This is a genomic window from Paraburkholderia sp. BL10I2N1 (genome assembly GCF_004361815.1).
Taxonomy (GTDB): domain Bacteria; phylum Pseudomonadota; class Gammaproteobacteria; order Burkholderiales; family Burkholderiaceae; genus Paraburkholderia.
In genome coordinates, this window is sequence record NZ_SNWA01000002.1 from 3,052,246 (window position 1) to 3,068,980 (window position 16,735).

At 62.9% G+C, this 16,735-nt stretch carries 14 protein-coding genes and 1 pseudogene; 8 read left to right on the top strand and 7 right to left on the bottom strand.

Annotated elements, in window-relative coordinates; all coding sequences use genetic code 11:
* Positions 1-100: 100 nt before the first annotated feature.
* Together B0G77_RS36145 and B0G77_RS36150 are read right to left on the bottom strand one after the other, a co-directional pair.
* Positions 101-1,303 (bottom strand): porin, encoded by a 1,203-nt coding sequence (locus B0G77_RS36145; RefSeq protein ID WP_133666542.1) that lies wholly within the window; start codon positions 1,301-1,303, stop codon positions 101-103.
* Between the two features lie 128 nt (positions 1,304-1,431).
* Positions 1,432-3,327 (bottom strand): sugar phosphate isomerase/epimerase and 4-hydroxyphenylpyruvate domain-containing protein, encoded by a 1,896-nt coding sequence (locus B0G77_RS36150; protein ID WP_133666543.1) that lies wholly within the window; start codon positions 3,325-3,327, stop codon positions 1,432-1,434.
* Between the two features lie 296 nt (positions 3,328-3,623).
* Here B0G77_RS36150 and aroQ point away from each other — a divergent pair, with 296 nt between their 5' ends.
* The 3 genes from aroQ (at position 3,624) to B0G77_RS36165 (ending at position 6,323) form a co-directional block, all read left to right on the top strand.
* Positions 3,624-4,079: a type II 3-dehydroquinate dehydratase gene (aroQ, locus tag B0G77_RS36155; RefSeq protein ID WP_133666544.1), complete on the top strand. Its 456-nt coding sequence runs from the start codon at positions 3,624-3,626 to the stop codon at positions 4,077-4,079.
* Complete coding sequence (locus tag B0G77_RS36160) at positions 4,076-4,933, top strand: shikimate dehydrogenase (RefSeq protein WP_133666545.1); 858 nt, start codon at positions 4,076-4,078, stop codon at positions 4,931-4,933. Before aroQ ends, B0G77_RS36160 begins: the two co-directional genes overlap by 4 nt.
* Before the next feature lie 103 nt (positions 4,934-5,036).
* Positions 5,037-6,323: an MFS transporter gene (locus B0G77_RS36165; protein WP_243751431.1), complete on the top strand. Its 1,287-nt coding sequence runs from the start codon at positions 5,037-5,039 to the stop codon at positions 6,321-6,323.
* A 67-nt stretch (positions 6,324-6,390) separates the two neighbouring features.
* Here the strand turns inward: B0G77_RS36165 and B0G77_RS36170 are convergent, their stop codons facing one another.
* The 4 genes from B0G77_RS36170 to B0G77_RS36185 form a co-directional block, all read right to left on the bottom strand.
* Positions 6,391-7,071, bottom strand: a complete 681-nt coding sequence (locus B0G77_RS36170) for a TetR family transcriptional regulator (protein ID WP_133666547.1) — start codon at positions 7,069-7,071, stop codon at positions 6,391-6,393.
* Positions 7,072-7,204: 133 nt separating this feature from the next.
* A complete protein-coding gene (locus B0G77_RS36175; protein ID WP_133666548.1) occupies positions 7,205-8,491 on the bottom strand; it encodes an FAD-binding oxidoreductase in 1,287 nt (428 codons plus the stop codon).
* Positions 8,492-8,541: 50 nt separating this feature from the next.
* Positions 8,542-9,336 carry an anti-sigma factor gene (locus B0G77_RS36180; RefSeq protein ID WP_133666549.1) on the bottom strand — a complete coding sequence of 265 codons (795 nt, stop codon included), beginning with the start codon at positions 9,334-9,336 and terminating at the stop codon, positions 8,542-8,544.
* Positions 9,336-9,905: a sigma-70 family RNA polymerase sigma factor gene (locus tag B0G77_RS36185; RefSeq protein WP_133666550.1), complete on the bottom strand. Its 570-nt coding sequence runs from the start codon at positions 9,903-9,905 to the stop codon at positions 9,336-9,338. The genes B0G77_RS36180 and B0G77_RS36185 overlap by 1 nt, the downstream gene beginning before the upstream one ends.
* Before the next feature lie 218 nt (positions 9,906-10,123).
* Between B0G77_RS36185 and B0G77_RS45360 the strand changes: the two are divergent.
* From B0G77_RS45360 to B0G77_RS36200, 3 genes and pseudogenes are all read left to right on the top strand, one after another.
* Positions 10,124-10,342, top strand: a pseudogene (locus B0G77_RS45360) (alcohol dehydrogenase catalytic domain-containing protein); the annotation flags it as partial.
* A 125-nt stretch (positions 10,343-10,467) separates the two neighbouring features.
* Positions 10,468-11,262, top strand: coding sequence for a zinc-binding alcohol dehydrogenase family protein (locus B0G77_RS45365; protein WP_279571371.1), 795 nt, complete (start codon positions 10,468-10,470; stop codon positions 11,260-11,262).
* 93 nt (positions 11,263-11,355) lie between these two features.
* On the top strand, positions 11,356-12,291 hold the full coding sequence (locus tag B0G77_RS36200; protein ID WP_133666553.1) for a LysR family transcriptional regulator: 936 nt from the start codon (positions 11,356-11,358) through the stop codon (positions 12,289-12,291).
* Here the strand turns inward: B0G77_RS36200 and B0G77_RS36205 are convergent.
* The gene (locus B0G77_RS36205) at positions 12,258-13,355 is read right to left on the bottom strand and encodes a LacI family DNA-binding transcriptional regulator (protein WP_133666554.1); all 1,098 of its coding nucleotides are present in this window, start codon (positions 13,353-13,355) and stop codon (positions 12,258-12,260) included. The genes B0G77_RS36200 and B0G77_RS36205 overlap by 34 nt on opposite strands.
* 220 nt (positions 13,356-13,575) lie before the next feature.
* Between B0G77_RS36205 and ugpC the strand changes: the two genes are divergently transcribed.
* Together ugpC and B0G77_RS36215 are read left to right on the top strand one after the other, a co-directional pair.
* Positions 13,576-14,763, top strand: a complete 1,188-nt coding sequence (gene ugpC / locus B0G77_RS36210) for a sn-glycerol-3-phosphate ABC transporter ATP-binding protein UgpC (RefSeq protein WP_133666555.1) — start codon at positions 13,576-13,578, stop codon at positions 14,761-14,763.
* Positions 14,764-14,772: 9 nt separating this feature from the next.
* Positions 14,773-16,734 carry a beta-galactosidase gene (locus B0G77_RS36215; RefSeq protein WP_133666556.1) on the top strand — a complete coding sequence of 654 codons (1,962 nt, stop codon included), beginning with the start codon at positions 14,773-14,775 and terminating at the stop codon, positions 16,732-16,734.
* Position 16,735: the final 1 nt, after the last annotated feature.

Consider the following 16,735-nt stretch of genomic DNA (forward strand, 5'->3'; position numbering starts at 1 on the left):
CTGTCCGGTCGTGACCCTGTTGCGGGGCCGTATCGACGGTTCTGCAGAAGGAATTCGATGACCGCCGGACGGTGCCGGCGGCCATCGGTTCAGGCGAACCTTAGAACGTGAACGCCATACCCACCATGCCGACGAACTGCCCGTTCGTCGACGAAGGCGTCGAGTTCTGCGAGTCGCCGACTGCCGGGGCGGCATTGATGATGTTGCCCGCGCCCTTGATGCCAAGCGTCTGGCCGCTGGCGTGCTGGTACGCCTGCAGCGCGTAGAGCGTGGTGCGCTTCGAGAGGTGGTAGGCCTCCTTCAGCGAGTACTGCTGGTAATGCGCCGCGTCGTTGATGCCGTTCGCCTTCGAGGCCAGCGTGTAGGCGAACGCGCCGGCCACATCGAAGGCCGGCGTGAAGCGGTACACCGCCAGCGCCGCATACGTGTTGAAGACCGCCGTATTGGTGAAGATCGAGCGGGCATTCGGCACGTATTTGACGTTCGAATAGTTCAGGCCCAGCATCAGGTCGCCCAGCGTGTAGTTGCCGGCCACCGACGCGTGCTCGACCGACGCCGCGGTCAGGTAGCCGTTGTTCAGCGCCGAAGCGCCGAAGCTGCCCGTCGAGGCCGGGTCGAACGCCGCCGTGGCGGTCGGCGCCAGCGGCAGGTTGGTCTGCGCGTTGTCCAGCTTCAGGTAGCCCGCGGCCACACCGAGCGGACCGTTCGAGTAGCGCAGCGCGCCGCTGATCGTCTGGCCTGCGCCGGTGCGCCCGGCAATGCCGCCGAGCGCGTACATCGCGCTGGCCTGGAGGCCGTTCCAGATCGGCGTCGAGTAGACCATCGCGTTGTTGATCCGGATCGTCGTATCAAGGCCGTCGATATCGCCCGGGTGTGCGCCGGTCGCGCCGGTCAGCCAGTTGCTCGAGGCCAGCGGCCCGACGAACTGGTAGTACGGCGTGTACTGGCGGCCCGCCGTGAACGTGCCGTAGGTGTTGTTCTGCACACCGACGTAGGCCTGGCGGTTGAAGATCTGCGTGGACGACGACAGCGCGCCGGTATTCAGGTCGAAGCCGTTCTGCAGGTCGAAGATGACCTTGGTGCCGCCGCCGATGTCCTCGGCGCCGCGCAGGCCCCACTTCGACGCGTACAGGTTGCCCTGACGCAGATACCAGTTCGCATGGCCCTTCTGGTTATTCACGTAGACCAGCGCATCGTCGACCATGCCGTACAGCGTGACGCTGCTTTGCGCGAAAGCAGGTGCCGCGACGAGCGCCGCGCCGGCCGTGATAAGGACCTTCTTGAGTGTGCCGCCAGATTTCATCTGCAGTCTCCTTCGTTGTTTTCGCATTCGGTTGCGAGGCGAGAAAAGAATGTCTTAAACCGGATCCCGGTTTTTATTTGTCAAGCATGTTGGTGGAAACCGTTTTCCTTGTCAAACAAGAAAAACACTTAGCATGCTGCGTGTTTTTTGTGTTGAGCCTGGGCGGCGAGGCGGACGGCGGCGTTGGTTGCACCGTACCCGTCGTATCCGCCCCGCCGTTGCACAATCTCGAGAAAAAAACGCTGGTCCAATTGTTCCGTATAAGCGTGGAAAAACTCACCACCGCGTTCATCGCGGTCGTACAGAATGTTGTGCCTACGCAACGTCATAAGCGTTTCATCACGTAGCGCGTAGCGAGACGAAAGGTCGTCGTAATAGTTTCCCGGAATACGCAACAGCGGCAGGCCGTCGGCGACGAACTTCGGGATGGCGCTGAAGATGTCGTTCGTGCCCAATGCGACATGGTTCAGGCCCGAGCCTCGATACATCGACAGCGATTCGGCCACCGCGGTATGCCGGTCGAGCGACGCGTTCAGCACGATACGCACCGAGCCGTCGCGGCTACGCACGGCGCGGCTGCGTACGAGACCGTACGGGTCAGGCACCAGCCAGTCCGCTTCGGCTTCGAAGCCGAACGCCGTCTTGAAGTAGAGCACCCAGGCGTTCAACGAGTCGGCCGGAAGCGACAGGCACACGTGATCGATGCCGCAGAGCGGGCCGACTTCGCTCGGTCCGTTCGTATCCGTCAGCACGAAATCGGCTTCGAAGAGCGTGGGTTCGTCGGGTGCTTCGTCAACGAAATAGTTCAGGCTGGCGTCCGGCGCCTGCACGGCTGGCAGCACGCGTTCGTTCGGCCCGATGCGACCTGAGAACGGCGCGTAGCGAAAGCCTGCCGCGCGTTCGAAAGCAAGTTTCGCGTCGTCGACACGAAATGCCGATGCACACAGCGACAGGCCGTGCTGCATGAAGAAAGCGCTCGCGAACGAATCGGCTTCTGCGTTGAGCACGATCGACGCCGCGCCGTGCTGATACAACGCGACATCTTTCGAGCGATGCCGCCCGGCCGGACGAAAACGCAGACGCGTGAGCCAGTCGACCAGCTGGTTGCGCGCGGTATCGTCGACGGCAAATTCGAGGAACTGGATGCCGACGTGTTCCGGCGCGGCCGGCGGTTCGTACAGCTGATGCGTTGCTGCGCCCTCACGTTTCAATGCCGCGCGTGTTTCGTCTTCCAGATAGAGCAAGGAGCGATAGCCGTCAGCCGCGGTCGCAGCGGTCGGCGCCGCGCGGAAGCCATCGTTGAAGATCTCCAGCGACAGCGGTCCCTGATAGCCCGCTTCGATCACACGTACCGTGAAATTCGCCAGGTCGAAGTTGCCCTGGCCTGGAAAGCAGCGGTAGTGGCGGCTCCATTCGAGCACGTCCATCGTGAGCTTCGGCGCGTCGGCGATCTGCACGAACACGATGCGGTCGCCGGGAATGGTGGCGATTTCGTCGACCGGATCGTTGATCGATAGCGTATGGAAGCTGTCGAGCACGAGCCCGAGATTCGGGTGGTTCACCGCATCGACGAGCCGGCGCGCGTGCCGGTATGAATTCACATGCCGCCCCCACGCAAGCGCCTCATAACCCGCTATGACGCCGGCTTCCTGTGCCGCGCGTGCAAGCGCGCCGAGCTGATCGACGATCAGCGCGTCGTCGCCGATCGTATCGGGCGAGACATTGCTGCAAACCAGAATGCGGTCGGTGCCCAGTTCGTGCATCAGATCGAACTTGCGCTTCACACGATCGAGGTTGCGCGCGAGGCGCTCGGCGCTGACGCCCTCGAAATCGCGGAATGGCTGGAACAGCACGATTTTCAGACCGAGATCGGCGGCAATGCGCCGGACATCGGCTGGTGAGCCGTCGAAATACAACAGGTCGTTTTCGAAGATTTCGATGCCATCGAAGCCGGCCGTCTGAATGGCGGTCAACTTCTCTACGAGTGTCCCGCTGATGGACACGGTGGCAATCGAACGCTGCATGAAACGGCTCCTGCGAGGGGAAAGGGTGTGACTGACAAGAAGCAGACGGCGTACCGCGGCAGGGCGGTGTGCGCAGCGTCGTGAGCCATCGGCTACCCGTCAATTACATATCTGGACCACGGACTTTGACACTTTATCCAGTTAGCGGCGCGATTCTATACAAACTAACTAGATGGTACAAATTCGGATAAACCCGGAAAGACATCGTGCGCGATCGAGCGCACACTGCGCTACCGTCGGGGAAGGCTGCCCGGCCTGCGGTGAGTTCCGCGTGCTTTCTTCTGGAGTGGTATTTGATGAGTTTTGCTTCGGTGCTGGTCCTGAACGGACCCAACCTCAACCTGCTCGGTACGCGCCAGCCGGCGATCTACGGCTCGGAGACGCTTGCCGACGTCGAGCAGCTTTGCCGCGAAGCCGGCAAGCGGCTGGATCTTGCAATCGATTTCCGTCAGTCGAACGCTGAGCATCAGTTGATCGACTGGCTGCACGAAGCCCGGACGACGATGCAGGGCATCGTGATCAATCCGGCGGCGTACTCGCATACATCGGTCGCCATTGCCGACGCGATCATCGCGATCGAAAAGCCGGTGATCGAAGTCCACATCTCGAACATTCACAAGCGTGAGGCTTTTCGCCATCACTCGTATGTGTCCGCGCTGGCGGAGGCGGTGATCTGCGGATGCGGCACGCAAGGCTATGTGCTCGCGCTGGAACGGATGGCCACGATACTGAACGCAAGGAACCTGAAATGAGCGCGTCATCGTCTTATCTGGTTGGTCTGATCGGCTCGGGCATCGGCGGCTCGCTGAGCCCTGCGATGCACGAAGAAGAAGCGCGGCAACTCGGCTTGAGCTATGTCTATCGTCGCATCGATCTCGAAGCGTTGAAGCTCGATGCATCCGCATTGCCGGACCTGTTGCTCGCCGCCGAGCGGATGGGCTTCAACGGCCTGAACATCACCTATCCCTGCAAGCAGAGCGTGATTCCACTGCTGCACGAACTGTCGGACGATGCGCGCGCGCTGGGTGCAGTCAACACCGTGCTGCTGAAGGACGGGCGTCGCATCGGCCACAACACCGACTGGTCCGGCTTCGCGCGCGCGTTCAGGCGCGGGCTGCCGGATGTGTCGCTCGAGCGTGTGGTGCAACTGGGCGCGGGCGGCGCGGGCGCAGCCGTGGCGCATGCCGCTATGACGATGGGCGCGCGCGAGTTTACGCTGTTCGATGTCGATGCCGCGCGCGCAAGCGCACTGGCGGACGAACTGCAGAAGCGATTCCCCGCTTCAACGGTCAAGGCGGGCGGTTCGCTGCCGGAAGCAATGGCGGCCGCCACCGGCCTGATCCATGCAACCCCGACCGGCATGGCCAAGCTCCCTGGCCTGCCGTTACCGGCGGAACTACTGCACAAGGGCCTGTGGGTTGCCGATGTCGTGTACTTCCCGATTCGCACCGCGCTCCTGCAGGCTGCCGAGGCCGTGGGTTGCCGCACGCTGACGGGTGGCGGGATGGCGGTCTATCAGGCTGTCGACGCGTTCCGGCTTTTCACCGGACTCGAGCCTGACGCCGAACGCATGTTTACGCACTTTCAGTCGCTGTTGAGCCGCTAATACACTACAAAACGTGGAGACTAAAATGTCGCAAAGCTCTCAAGCAACCCGGCCGGAAACTCCGGTGTCGCCACCGGCAGGATCTGCAGCCGGCGTCAGCGGGATGCGTCGTTCGAACGCGCGCTACGGCATCCTGGCGCTGCTCGCGATCGGGACGATGATCAACTACCTTGATCGCACCATTCTCGGCATCGCCGCGCCGCAGCTGACCAAAGAACTCGGCATCAGTGCGGCCGTCATGGGCGTGATTTTCTCGATGTTTTCATGGAGCTATGTGCTCGCGCAGATTCCAGGCGGACTGTTCCTCGACCGCTTCGGCAGCAAGGTCACCTATTTCCTGTCGATGACGTTCTGGTCGCTGTGCACGTTGGCGCAGGGGCTCGTGCATGGCATCGGCGGGCTGGTTGCGTTCCGTCTCGGGCTAGGGGTGTCGGAGGCGCCGTGCTTCCCGACCAATAGCCGGGTCGTCGCGACATGGTTCCCGCAAAGCGAACGCGCGATGGCGACCGGCACGTACACCGTCGGCGAATACATTGGCCTGGCGTTCTTCAGCCCGTTCCTGTTTGCGTTGATGGGCGCCTTTGGCTGGCGTTCGCTGTTCTATGTGGTGGGCGCGGTGGGCATCGTGTTCGGCGGGATCTGGTGGATGTTCTATCGCGAGCCGTTCGATCACAAGGGCGCGAATGCGGCTGAACTCGCCTATATCGAAGAGGGTGGCGGGCTGACGCACGCGAACAAGGAATCCGGCCAGAAAAAGAAGAGCGGCTTCGAATGGCGCACGATCGGCCGCCTGCTGAAGCATCGTCAACTTACCGGCATCTGCCTTGGCCAGTTCGCCGGCAACTCGACGCTGGTGTTCTTCCTCACGTGGTTCCCGACCTATCTCGCGACCGAGCGGCACATGGGCTGGCTCAAGATCGGCTTCTTCGCAATCATGCCGTTCATTGCGGCTTCGGTCGGCGTGATGTTCGGCGGCACGTTCTCCGACTGGCTGCTGCGTCGCGGTGTCTCGCCGAACGTGGCGCGCAAGCTGCCGATCATCGCCGGCCTGCTGCTTGCCTCGACGATCATTCTGGCCAACTACGTCGACAGCAATGTCACGGTCATCGTGATCCTGTCGGTGGCGTTCTTTGCACAGGGGATGGCGGCACTCGGCTGGACGCTCGTGTCCGATATCGCACCGGACGGCCTGCTCGGCGTGACGGGGGGCATCTTCAACTTCGCGGCGAACCTGGCCGGGATCGTGACGCCGCTTGCGGTCGGCTTCATCGTTTCGGCGACGGGGTCGTTCGTCGGCGCGCTGGTGTTCATCGGCGTCGTCGCGTTGATTGGCGCGCTTTCGTATATTTTTATCGTCGGCGATATCAAGCGGATCGTGCTGACTGACTGAAGCCCATCCGCACGCTGTTTGAACCAGCACACCGGCGCGTTGCAGTATCGAACGCGCCGGTTTGTTCCTAGTTTTCCTGCTTCACAAAGCGCAATATCGCGTCGACGACCATCGCCCGATGCCGCGCCCGCAGACGCGGATGCGAGGGATCGCGACCGAACGCCGCGCCAAACGTGTGACGGTTCGCGACGCGGTGAAAGCACAGCGAACTGATCATCAGATGCAGATCGATGGCATCGACGTCGCCGCGGAACTGTCCCGCCGCCACGCCGCGCCCGAGCAGATCTTCAATCGTTCTCACCACGCTTGCATTGCGGCTCTTGAACGTCTTCATCTGCTCGATGTATTTCGCGCCGTGAATGTTCTCGATGTTGACGAGGCGAACGAAATCGCGATGCTTGTCGTGATAGTCGAACGTGAATTCGACGAGCTTGCGCAGGCCTTCGCGCGGATCCAGTTCATCGATGTGCAGATCCTGCTCCAGCGCGCGGATGTCGCCGTACACCTTGTCGAGCACGGCCTCGTACAACCCTTCCTTGCTGCCGAAGTAGTAGTAGAGCATGCGCTTGGTGGTGTTCGTGCGCTCCGCGATAGCATCGACGCGGGCGCCGGTGAGACCCATCGCGGAGAATTCCTGCGTTGCGACGTCGAGGATGTTGCGCTTTGTCTCTTCGGGATCGTACTTGCGCCGGGCTTCGGACACGATGCCGTGGTTGTCGGGCTCGGCGGCCTTGCTTCCCATTTTCATTTTGCGTATAAGCGGCGATGACGGGTCATTCTAGCATGGCCAAATCCCCGCCAGGCGCCCCGTTAGACGCCCGTTAGACGCGGGTTTCCGGCATAAACGGGCGTTGGGCTGCGCGCTTCTGGCGCGCCTGCTTTCAGGATGTCTGCCTGTTCTGTGTGTTCCGCGCAGCGAGCGCGTCGCGCGTTTGCATCGTCGTATAGGTGAGCTGCGCAGCCGCGAGACCAAGCGCGCCGAAGGTGCGGGTCAATCCAAAACTGCCGAAGGCTTCGGGCACCGGCCGCTCGCCGGAGATGGCGGCCGCCAGCAGTTCGCCTGACGCGGTGGTGGGCGCCATGCCATGTCCGCCAAAGCCGACCGCGTACCAGACACCATCCGCGCTCTGGCCGATCTGCGGCATCTTGTGCCGCGCGTAGCTCATCAGGCCACCCCACGCGTAGTCGATGCGCACGTCGTGCAGTTGCGGATACACCTTCAGCAGATCGCGCCGCAGCAGGCGTGCGATCACTTCCGGCTGGCGGTCGAGCACGGAAATGCGGCCGCCCCACAGGATGCGCGTGTCGGGCAGGGGCCGGTAGTAGTCGAAAGCGAAGCGCGTGTCGTAGATTGCCGATGCGCAATCGATCGCATCCTTCAGACGCGGGCCGAGCGGTTCAGTGGCCATCACATACGTTGCGATAGGCAGCACGGCACGCTCCACGCGTCGATAGACGTTGCGCGCATAGCCGCCACCTGCCATGACGACGTGCTTCGCGTCGATCGCGCCGTTCGCGGTTTCGACCAGAAAGCCGCTGCCTTGCCGATGAAGACCGATGACGGGCGATTGCTCGTAGACGTCGACGCCGGCGTCGACAGCGGCTCTCGCCACGCCAAGCACGTATTTCAGCGGATGGAAATGGAACGCGTTATGTTCGAGCAGGCCGCCGTGATAACGGCGCGTCTTCAGCCGCTCGGCAAGCTCCGCATTGCCCACCGGTTCCCAGTCGACCCCGAATGACTCTTTCATCAGACGCCGCTGCGCCTCGAGGCGCGCGGGTTCATCGAACCAGTTCGCGAGGATCACGCCGGCATGCGTGTCGTCGCAGTCGATGCGATAGCGCTCGATACGCTTGCGCATCAGATCGACCGCATCGGTAGTAAGTGTGTAGAGTTCGCGCGCGCGTTGCGGGCCGAGCGCCTTTAGCAGGTCCGCGCAGTCGAGGCTATAGCCGCCGAAGACAAAGCCGCCATTGCGTCCCGACGCACCGAAGCCAACCTGCTTCGCTTCCAGCACGACTACTTCGCGCACGCCACGCTCGACAAGACCCAGCGCAGTCGACAGGCCGGCGAGACCCGCACCGACGATACACACCTCGGCGCTGCGTTTGCCGGTCAGCGGCGGCCGTGCAGGACGGGCGACGGTTGCTTCGTAAAAGCTTTGCATATGATGGGTTTTGCGGGCGCCGTATGGCGGCGCCGGTCATCTTCAGGTAATCAGGAAACCGGCAGAAGTTTGCCGGTGAACACGACGGGTCCTGTCGGTCCATTCGGATTCGGCGAGCCGCCCGACGGTTCGATCGACACCGCCAGCACGGGATATTGCTGAGGCTGCTGCTCGCCGGCCGGCATCGTGGCGTCGCCGTGATCCGGCATCACCCCGAGCGACACCGGATGGCCATTCGCCGGCAAGCCCCATAGCTGCATCGAGCGGCCTGCCGGCGGCGCGGCGTCGGTGAGCCGGTGCAGCTTGACCTTCGCGTGGACTGGGTCCCACGAGATCAGCATCACCGCCTGCGCGTCCTTGTTGTCCAGCACGGCGACGTGCGAAATCTCGCTTTCAGGCTGTTGCGCAACGGTAGGCGGCGTCGGCTGGGTCGGTGAAAGCGGCAGGATGCTACGCACCGCGAGCACGAAAGCAATCGCGGCGAGTGCGGTGACACCGATCGCCCAGCCGCGCCAGAACGAAAGACTTTCAAACCATGGGCGCCGTTCGGACTGCGCGGCTGGCGTCGGACGCGCAGCTTCGGCCGCGCGCGACTCAAGCTGACGACGTGCGGCGAATCCCAGTTGTTCCTCGATGGCTTGCCAGACCCGCGTCGGCGGCGTGGCGGCGGGCCCCAGTTCGGCCATCGGCGCGAGCCGCCGTTCCCAGTCCTGCAGCGCGCCCCGGATCACCGGATCGTGGTCGGCATAGCGTTGAAACCTGCGGCGGGCGCCGCCGCGCAGCGTGCCGATCACAAATTCGGCGGCGAGGCGATCCATCAGTTCGGGATACCGATGCAGATTCATCAGACACCCCCGAGACAGGTCTTGAGCTTCTGGAGGCCGCGCCGGATCCACGACTTGACGGTGCCGAGCGGCACGGTCAGAACCTCGGCGATCTCGCTATGGCTCTGGTCGCGCAGATACGCGAGCGCCACCGCCTGCCGCTGCACCGGTTCGAGCGTTTCCATGCAGCGCGCGAGCTGGCGCGCTTCAGCACTCATCGATGACAGTTCCTCGGGGGTCGGGTCGCCTGACGCGACCAGCTCATCCAACATATCGTTCCATTCGGTTTCCGTCGCGTTGACCCGCCTCAGCTGGTCGAAGGCACGGTTTCTCACAATGGCGGACATCCACGTCATCGGCGCTGACAAGCCACGGCGGTAGTCGCCCGCGAAGCGCCAGATATTGACGAAACTGTCCTGCAGCACCTCCTCGGCCCACTCGGGTTTGCTCAATATACGGAGGGCGAGGCCAAACAGTTTCGGCGACGCGACGTCATACAGCTCCCGCAACGCCGACGCATCTTCACCGGCGACTCGCTCGAGCAAGGCGACAAGCGTTTCCGGTGTCGATTCCTGTGGGTTGGCAGTCATGGAGAGATGAGTGATGGCATGCGCGGCTATGTTACTCAACTTTTGCAAGGCGGCCTACACCGGTTCCCGGCGACGAGGGCACGGGACCGAAGCCACGGTCATAAGGTCAGACCAATCAAGTGATGTTATAAATTGGCTTGACCAGATTGCCGGGTTCTCGCTAAATTGCCTTCGTCATCGATTCGCGACCGGCCCGTGTCCGGTCATCAAGGAATGCCATGCTGACTGTCGTTTGCGAAACACCCGGCAAGCTCGTTGCCGTTGACCGTACGAAGCCGCAACGTGAACAAGGCCAGGTTCTGCTGCGCGTGAAGCGCGTCGGCGTATGCGGCACCGATCTGCATATTTTCACGGGCAATCAGCCGTATCTCGCGTATCCGCGCGTGATGGGACACGAGCTATCCGGTGTCGTGGAGGAGGCGGATGCTGACAGCGGCCTGCGCGCAGGAGACCCTGTCTACGTCATGCCCTATCTGTCGTGCGGTCACTGTATCGCTTGCCGGCAAGGCAAGACCAATTGCTGTGTCAATATCCAGGTGCTCGGCGTCCATCGCGACGGCGCATTCACGGAGTATCTGAGCCTGTCTACGTCATGCCCTATCTGTCGTGCGGTCACTGTATCGCTTGCCGGCAAGGCAAGACCAATTGCTGTGTCAATATCCAGGTGCTCGGCGTCCATCGCGACGGCGCATTCACGGAGTATCTGAGCCTGCCTGCGCAGTTCGTGCACAAGGCCGAAGGCGTATCGCTCGACGAAGCCGCGATGGTCGAATTTCTCGCGATCGGCGCCCATGCGGCCCGGCGGGGCGACGTGAAGGCAGGCGAGCGTGTGCTGGTTGTCGGGACCGGGCCGATCGGCATGGCCGCGATTCTGTTCGCGCGTTTGCGCGGCGCGAACGTGACGGCACTCGATACGCGCCAGGACCGGCTAGACTTCTGCAGGCGCGAACTGGGTGTGAACGCAGCGGTGCGAATCGGGGACAACGACAAGGCCGAGCTTTCGCAGCTAACCGACGGCGAATTCTTCGACGTCGTGTTCGATGCCACCTGCAATGCAAAAGCGATGGAACGGGGTTTCGAATTCATCGCGCATGGCAGGCGCTACGTGCTGATCTCGATCGTGCGCGACAACATCTCCTTTCCCGACCCTGAGTTTCACAAACGCGAAGCAACCCTGCTCAGCAGCCGCAATGCAACAGCCAAAGACTTCGAAACAGTGCTCGCGGCGATACGCGCAGGCAAGGTGCCGGGCGCGGCGCTCAATACACATCGTCTGCAACTGGCTGACGTGCCCACGCAATTCCCAGGGTTGCTCGATGCGAAGGCGGGTGTGGTGAAGGCGATCGTCGAGTGTTGAGCGTGGGTTGACCGTACGACGACGGGTGTACGGCCCGCTTGCCCGCGCGGTATAGTGAATCGTTTCCAGATGACGATCACTTTTACGACTCACATGAAGAACACCCTGAACGTGCTGATGTCGAGGCTGCGGATGAGACAGCTGCAACTGCTCATCGCGCTCGACGATCACAAGTCTTTGCATAAGGCGGCGGGTGCGATGTCGATGACGCAGTCAGCGGCGAGCAAGGCGCTGCACGAACTCGAATCGATGCTGGAGGCGCCGCTTTTCGAGCGCGCGAAGAGCGGTCTCATTCCGAATCAGTTCGGGCATTGCGTGATTCGCTATGCGCGACTCCTCGCGACGGATCTGACGTCGCTCTGCCAGGACCTGGCGGAAATCCGTTCGGGTAAAGGCGGGCGTCTTGCGATCGGCACGATCATGGGCGCGATTCCGGACGTAGTCGTCCCCATTCTCGATGAACTGCATAGAAGCCAGCTGAACCTGTCGATCGAGATCGTCGAGGATACGAGCGCGCGGATGCTGATGCTCCTCGACGAAGGCCGGCTGGATCTCGTGATCGGGCGGTCGATCGTCAGCGACGAGCCTGCGCGTTACCACTACCGGCCCTTGGGCGATGAACCGCTGTCGGTCGTGGTGGGCTATGGCCATCGGCGCATGGCGGCGAAGGAGATGGGGTTGCAGGACCTCAACGGCTATCGATGGGTGACGTACCCTGGCCACATGCCGTTGCATGCGCTGCTGGAGCGCGAACTCGATCTCGCCGGGCTGAGCATGCCCGCGAACCCGATCTCGACCGCATCGACATTCGTGACGGTCGCGCTGCTTCAGCACAGCGCCGATCTGGTTTCACTGCTGCCGACCGATATCGCTGAACTGTTCGTGCGCAAGAAGATGCTGCGGATCCTGCCCGTCACATTGAAGTCGCCATCGCCGACGTTTGGCATCGTGACGCGCAAGGGCGGCGTGCTTTCTCCACCCGCGCAGGCCTTCATTCAACGCCTGCGCGATGGGGCACGGGCGCGCTGAGCGCCTGCCACGCGGCGCGGCGGCGCGGTGGATGCGCGTGGCACCAGCACGGGCGCAGACGTTACCAGCATCGGCACGGAGCCCGGGTTCGCACGCGTATCGTGTGGCGCGCGCTCGATCAGTTCGCGCAGCAAGTCGACCGCCATGCGCGCCGCTTCCTCGGTCGGCACGGCAACCGTCGACAACGCAGGGCGTGAATCACGTGCAAGCTGGATGTCGGTAATGCCGATCACCGACAGATCTTCCGGCACCGACAACCCCAAGTCGGCGGCGGCGTGCATCGCGCCGAGGGCGGGCAGGTCGTTCGTGCCGAAAATCGCCGTGATCTCGGGATGCGTCTCGAGCAGTTGCCGTGCCGCGTCGTAGCCACCGCGTATCGTGTCCGACTCGCAGGTGAATTCCGCAACCAGCGGACCGACGCCTGCTGCATTGAAGGTCGCCACAAATCCGTCCCGACGCGCGCCATGAATCCCGCAAGGCCATTTGTCCTGGTCGTGGCTCTTGCTGCCGACGAGCGCGCCCACGCGCGTATGCCCAAGCTCAAGCAGGTGTTGGGCGGCAAGCGATCCCGCGAGGCTGAAATCGACCGCGACGCACGGCAGATCCGGCGGATCGTCGGGGCGTTCCCACATGCACAGCACGACCGGCGTGCCGCGTTCGGCGGTTGCGCGCAGATCGTCGAACGCCAGTTCGGCGTTCGTCACGAGCAAGCCTTCCGATAACGTGCCCGCAATCTGTTCGAGGTACGCGCGGCCGATCTGCTGGTCGTCGTTGGTGTTGCACACGATCAGGAAGTGCCCGCTGGTGCGCGCGGCGCGCTCGGCGGCAAGGGTAAATTCCGGGTAGAACGGATTGGCGATGCTCGATACCATCAGCGCGAATGTTGGTGCCCGGCCTTCGGCCAGTGCGCGCGCCGCGAGGTGAGGGCGATAACCTAACTCCCTGATCGCTTCGAGCACGCGTTCGCGCGTCGCCGCGCCAACCCGGCCGCGATTGCGCAGCACGTTGGAGACCGTCGCGGGCGTGACGCCTGCGTGGAGGGCGACTTCATTGAGCGTGGTCATCGGTGTAACGCAGTTAAACAGGGTTGAGCGGGGTTGATCAGCATTTGGGATGGCGTCCTGACATTTGCAACGTCAGTAGTCATCGCGATAGAGTCCGCAAAACAGAACGTACTGGAGACAGCGCAAGATCAGGCGATTGTTCATCAATCGTCTTTTTCTCTGCCGCCTGATTAAGCGCTTAACCTCCTGTTGTGACGCATTAAAGCATGGAGGCGAGGCAATGGCCAGTATCTCGTTGAAAGCAGTGCACAAAGCGTACGGCGACCATCCGCCGGTGATCCGCGGCGTGGATCTGGAGATCGGCGAAAACGAATTCTGCGTGTTCCTCGGGCCGTCGGGCTGCGGCAAGTCCACCTTGCTGCGGATGATCGCCGGTCTGGAGGATGTCACCGACGGCGACCTGTACATCGGCGGCCGGCTTGTCAACGAGGTGCCCGCGGCGGAGCGCGGCGTGGCGATGGTGTTCCAGAGCTACGCGCTGTTCCCGCATATGAGCGTGTACGAGAACATGGCGTTCGGACTCAAGCTCGCGAAAAAGCCCAGGGACGAAATTGACCGCAAGGTCAGGGAAGCCGCGCGCGTGCTGCAACTCGAAGCGTTGCTCGAGCGTAAGCCGCGCGCGCTGTCGGGTGGGCAGCGCCAGCGCGTGGCGATCGGCCGCGCGATCGTGCGTGAGCCGGGCGTGTTCCTGTTCGACGAGCCGTTGTCGAATCTCGATGCCACCTTGCGCGGCCAGACGCGTATCGAAATCGCGCGGTTGCACAAGCAGTTCGCGAAGGCAAGCGTGGTGTACGTGACGCATGACCAGATCGAGGCGATGACGCTTGCCGACCGCATCGTGCTGCTGCATGCGAGCAAGGATACGGAGCGCCACGGCAGCATTGCACAGGTCGGCTCGCCGCTCGAGTTGTATCACCGGCCGAAGAGCCGCTTCGTCGCGGGTTTCATCGGTTCGCCGCGCATGAATTTTCTGCCTGCGACGGTCGCGGCGCTCAATGCGCAACACGTACGGATCACGCTTTCACACACGGGTGAATCGCTCGACGTGCCGGTCGAGGCGGGGACGCTCACCGTCGGGCAACCGGTCACGCTGGGTATCCGGCCCGAACATCTCGAGACTCAGACCGTTGCACACGCAACCGGCGCGCCTTCGGCGACGGCGGCCACCCAGTTGATTCATCGCAGCGTGACGCTGATCGAACAGCTTGGCGAGCACAGCTATCTGCATCTCGATCAGCCGGGCGGCGACGTGCTGATCGCCAAGGCGCCCGGCGACATCGCGGTGCAGAGCGGTGAGCGTCTCGGTTTCAACGTCCCGGCTGCGTCGTGTCATCTCTTCACCGAGGATGGTTTCGCGCTGACGCATCGCGCGGACACCTCGAATCATTCCGTCACTCAGCTCGCGTAGGAGCGCTGCATGCGTTTAGGAGTCTGCTATTACCCGGAACACTGGTCGCCCGCCATGTGGCGCGACGACGCCGCGCGCATGAAAGTGCTCGGCATCGAGCGCGTCCGTATCGGCGAATTTGCGTGGAGCCGCATCGAACCGGAACCGGGCGTATATCGATGGGACTGGCTCGATGAAGCGGTCGATATTCTCGGCTCGGCCGGCCTGCAGGTCGTGATGTGCACGCCGACCGCAACGCCGCCGAAGTGGTTGATCGACCAGCATCCGGATATTCTCGCGATCGGTGCCGACGGGCGGCCTCGTGCGTTCGGCTCGCGACGTCACTACGATTTCTCGTCGCCCTCGTACTTCGAGGCGGCACGCGTGATCTGCGAAGCGGTGGCGCGCCGCTATGGTTCGCATCCGGCCGTCGCGTTCTGGCAGACCGATAACGAATACGGTTGCCATCACACCGTGGTCAGCTATTCGCCTGCGGCGGCCAGGCGTTTTCGCGGCTGGCTCGCCACGCGCTACGGCACCATCGATGCGTTGAATGAAGCATGGGGCACAGTGTTCTGGAGCATGGAATACCGCAGCTTCGACGAAATCGATCCGCCCATCGGCACCGTGACGGAAGCGCATCCGTCGCATCGGCTCGACTATCGGCGGTTTGCGTCTGACGAAGTGGTGCGGTTCAACCGTATGCAGACGGAGATTGTGCGCCAGCATTCGCCGGGCCGTCCGATCGCGCATAACTTCATGCAACTGTTCACGGAATTCGATCACTACAAGGTCGCCGCCGATCTCGACATCGCAAGCTGGGACAGCTATCCGCTCGGGGCGCTCGAAGAGCAATGGTTCGCGCCTGAAATCAAGGCGCGCTTCCTGCGCACTGGCCATCCGGATTTCGCGTCGTTCAATCACGACGTGTATCGCGGCATGTCGAAGCAGCCGTTCTGGGTGATGGAGCAACAGCCGGGCCCGGTGAACTGGGCGATGTGGAATCCGGCGCCGCTGCCTGGCATGGTGCGTCTGTGGAGCTGGGAAGCGTTCGCGCACGGCGCAGGTTGTGTGTCGTATTTCCGCTGGCGGCAGGCGCCGTTCGCGCAGGAACAGATGCATGCAGGGCTGAACACGCCAGACAACAAACTCGACATCGGCGGTGAAGAGGCGGCGCGCGTGGCCGAGGAAATCCGTGCCGTCGTGGCGGCCGATGGTGAGCCGCAGGTCCGTTCGAAAGTCGCGCTGGTCTACGACTATGAGGCGAAGTGGCTCTTCGAGATCCATCCGCAGGCCGCCGATTTCCACTATCCGCGTTTCGCGTTCGAGTATTACTCGGCGCTGCGTTCGCTCGGTCTCGATGTCGACGTGATTCCGTCGGACGCGCCATTCGATGGCTACCGGATGATCGTCGTGCCGCCGCTGCCCGTTGTCGCCGATGACTTCGGCGCACGGCTCGTAGCGAGCGGTGCGCAGGTCGTGCTGGGTCCGCGTACCGGCTCGAAAACGCGCGATCTGCAGATTCCCGCGAACCTCCCGCCCGGCGCACTTGCCGATGTCCTGCCGATCCGCGTATGGCGTGTCGACTCGATCCGTCCGAACGTCAGCGTACCCGTAGCGGGCGGGGACGGCGCACCGCAAGGCACGGCGCACCACTGGCGCGACCTGTTGCAGGCACCATCCGGTATCGACGTGCTCGCGCGCTTCGACGATGGTCACCCGGCGTTCGTGCGGCACGGCTCGCTACACTACTGCGCGAGCCTCTTCGACGACGCACTGACGCAACGCATCTTCCAGCAGGTAGCCAGGGCGGCGCAACTCGATGCCGCGCCGCTCGCAGAGACGGTCCGTGTGAGCCGGCGTGGCGCGCTGACTTATGTTTTCAACTACGGCGATACCGCCTACACGATCGACAATGTCCGTGCGGACGCGTTCGTGATCGGGTCGTCGTTGGTCGAACCGCAGGGCGTGGCGGTTTTTCGCGCCGCATAAG

What these genes read in the sequence shown, in the direction of transcription:
- B0G77_RS36145 (WP_133666542.1), bottom strand. Translation starts at nt 1,303, where the DNA reads ATGAAATCTGGCGGCACACTCAAGAAGGTCCTTATCACGGCCGGCGCG.
- B0G77_RS36150 (WP_133666543.1), bottom strand. Translation starts at nt 3,327, where the DNA reads ATGCAGCGTTCGATTGCCACCGTGTCCATCAGCGGGACACTCGTAGAG.
- aroQ (WP_133666544.1), top strand. Translation starts at nt 3,624, where the DNA reads ATGAGTTTTGCTTCGGTGCTGGTCCTGAACGGACCCAACCTCAACCTG.
- B0G77_RS36160 (WP_133666545.1), top strand. Translation starts at nt 4,076, where the DNA reads ATGAGCGCGTCATCGTCTTATCTGGTTGGTCTGATCGGCTCGGGCATC.
- B0G77_RS36165 (WP_243751431.1), top strand. Translation starts at nt 5,037, where the DNA reads ATGCGTCGTTCGAACGCGCGCTACGGCATCCTGGCGCTGCTCGCGATC.
- B0G77_RS36170 (WP_133666547.1), bottom strand. Translation starts at nt 7,071, where the DNA reads ATGAAAATGGGAAGCAAGGCCGCCGAGCCCGACAACCACGGCATCGTG.
- B0G77_RS36175 (WP_133666548.1), bottom strand. Translation starts at nt 8,491, where the DNA reads ATGCAAAGCTTTTACGAAGCAACCGTCGCCCGTCCTGCACGGCCGCCG.
- B0G77_RS36180 (WP_133666549.1), bottom strand. Translation starts at nt 9,336, where the DNA reads ATGAATCTGCATCGGTATCCCGAACTGATGGATCGCCTCGCCGCCGAA.
- B0G77_RS36185 (WP_133666550.1), bottom strand. Translation starts at nt 9,905, where the DNA reads ATGACTGCCAACCCACAGGAATCGACACCGGAAACGCTTGTCGCCTTG.
- B0G77_RS36200 (WP_133666553.1), top strand. Translation starts at nt 11,356, where the DNA reads ATGAAGAACACCCTGAACGTGCTGATGTCGAGGCTGCGGATGAGACAG.
- B0G77_RS36205 (WP_133666554.1), bottom strand. Translation starts at nt 13,355, where the DNA reads ATGACCACGCTCAATGAAGTCGCCCTCCACGCAGGCGTCACGCCCGCG.
- ugpC (WP_133666555.1), top strand. Translation starts at nt 13,576, where the DNA reads ATGGCCAGTATCTCGTTGAAAGCAGTGCACAAAGCGTACGGCGACCAT.
- B0G77_RS36215 (WP_133666556.1), top strand. Translation starts at nt 14,773, where the DNA reads ATGCGTTTAGGAGTCTGCTATTACCCGGAACACTGGTCGCCCGCCATG.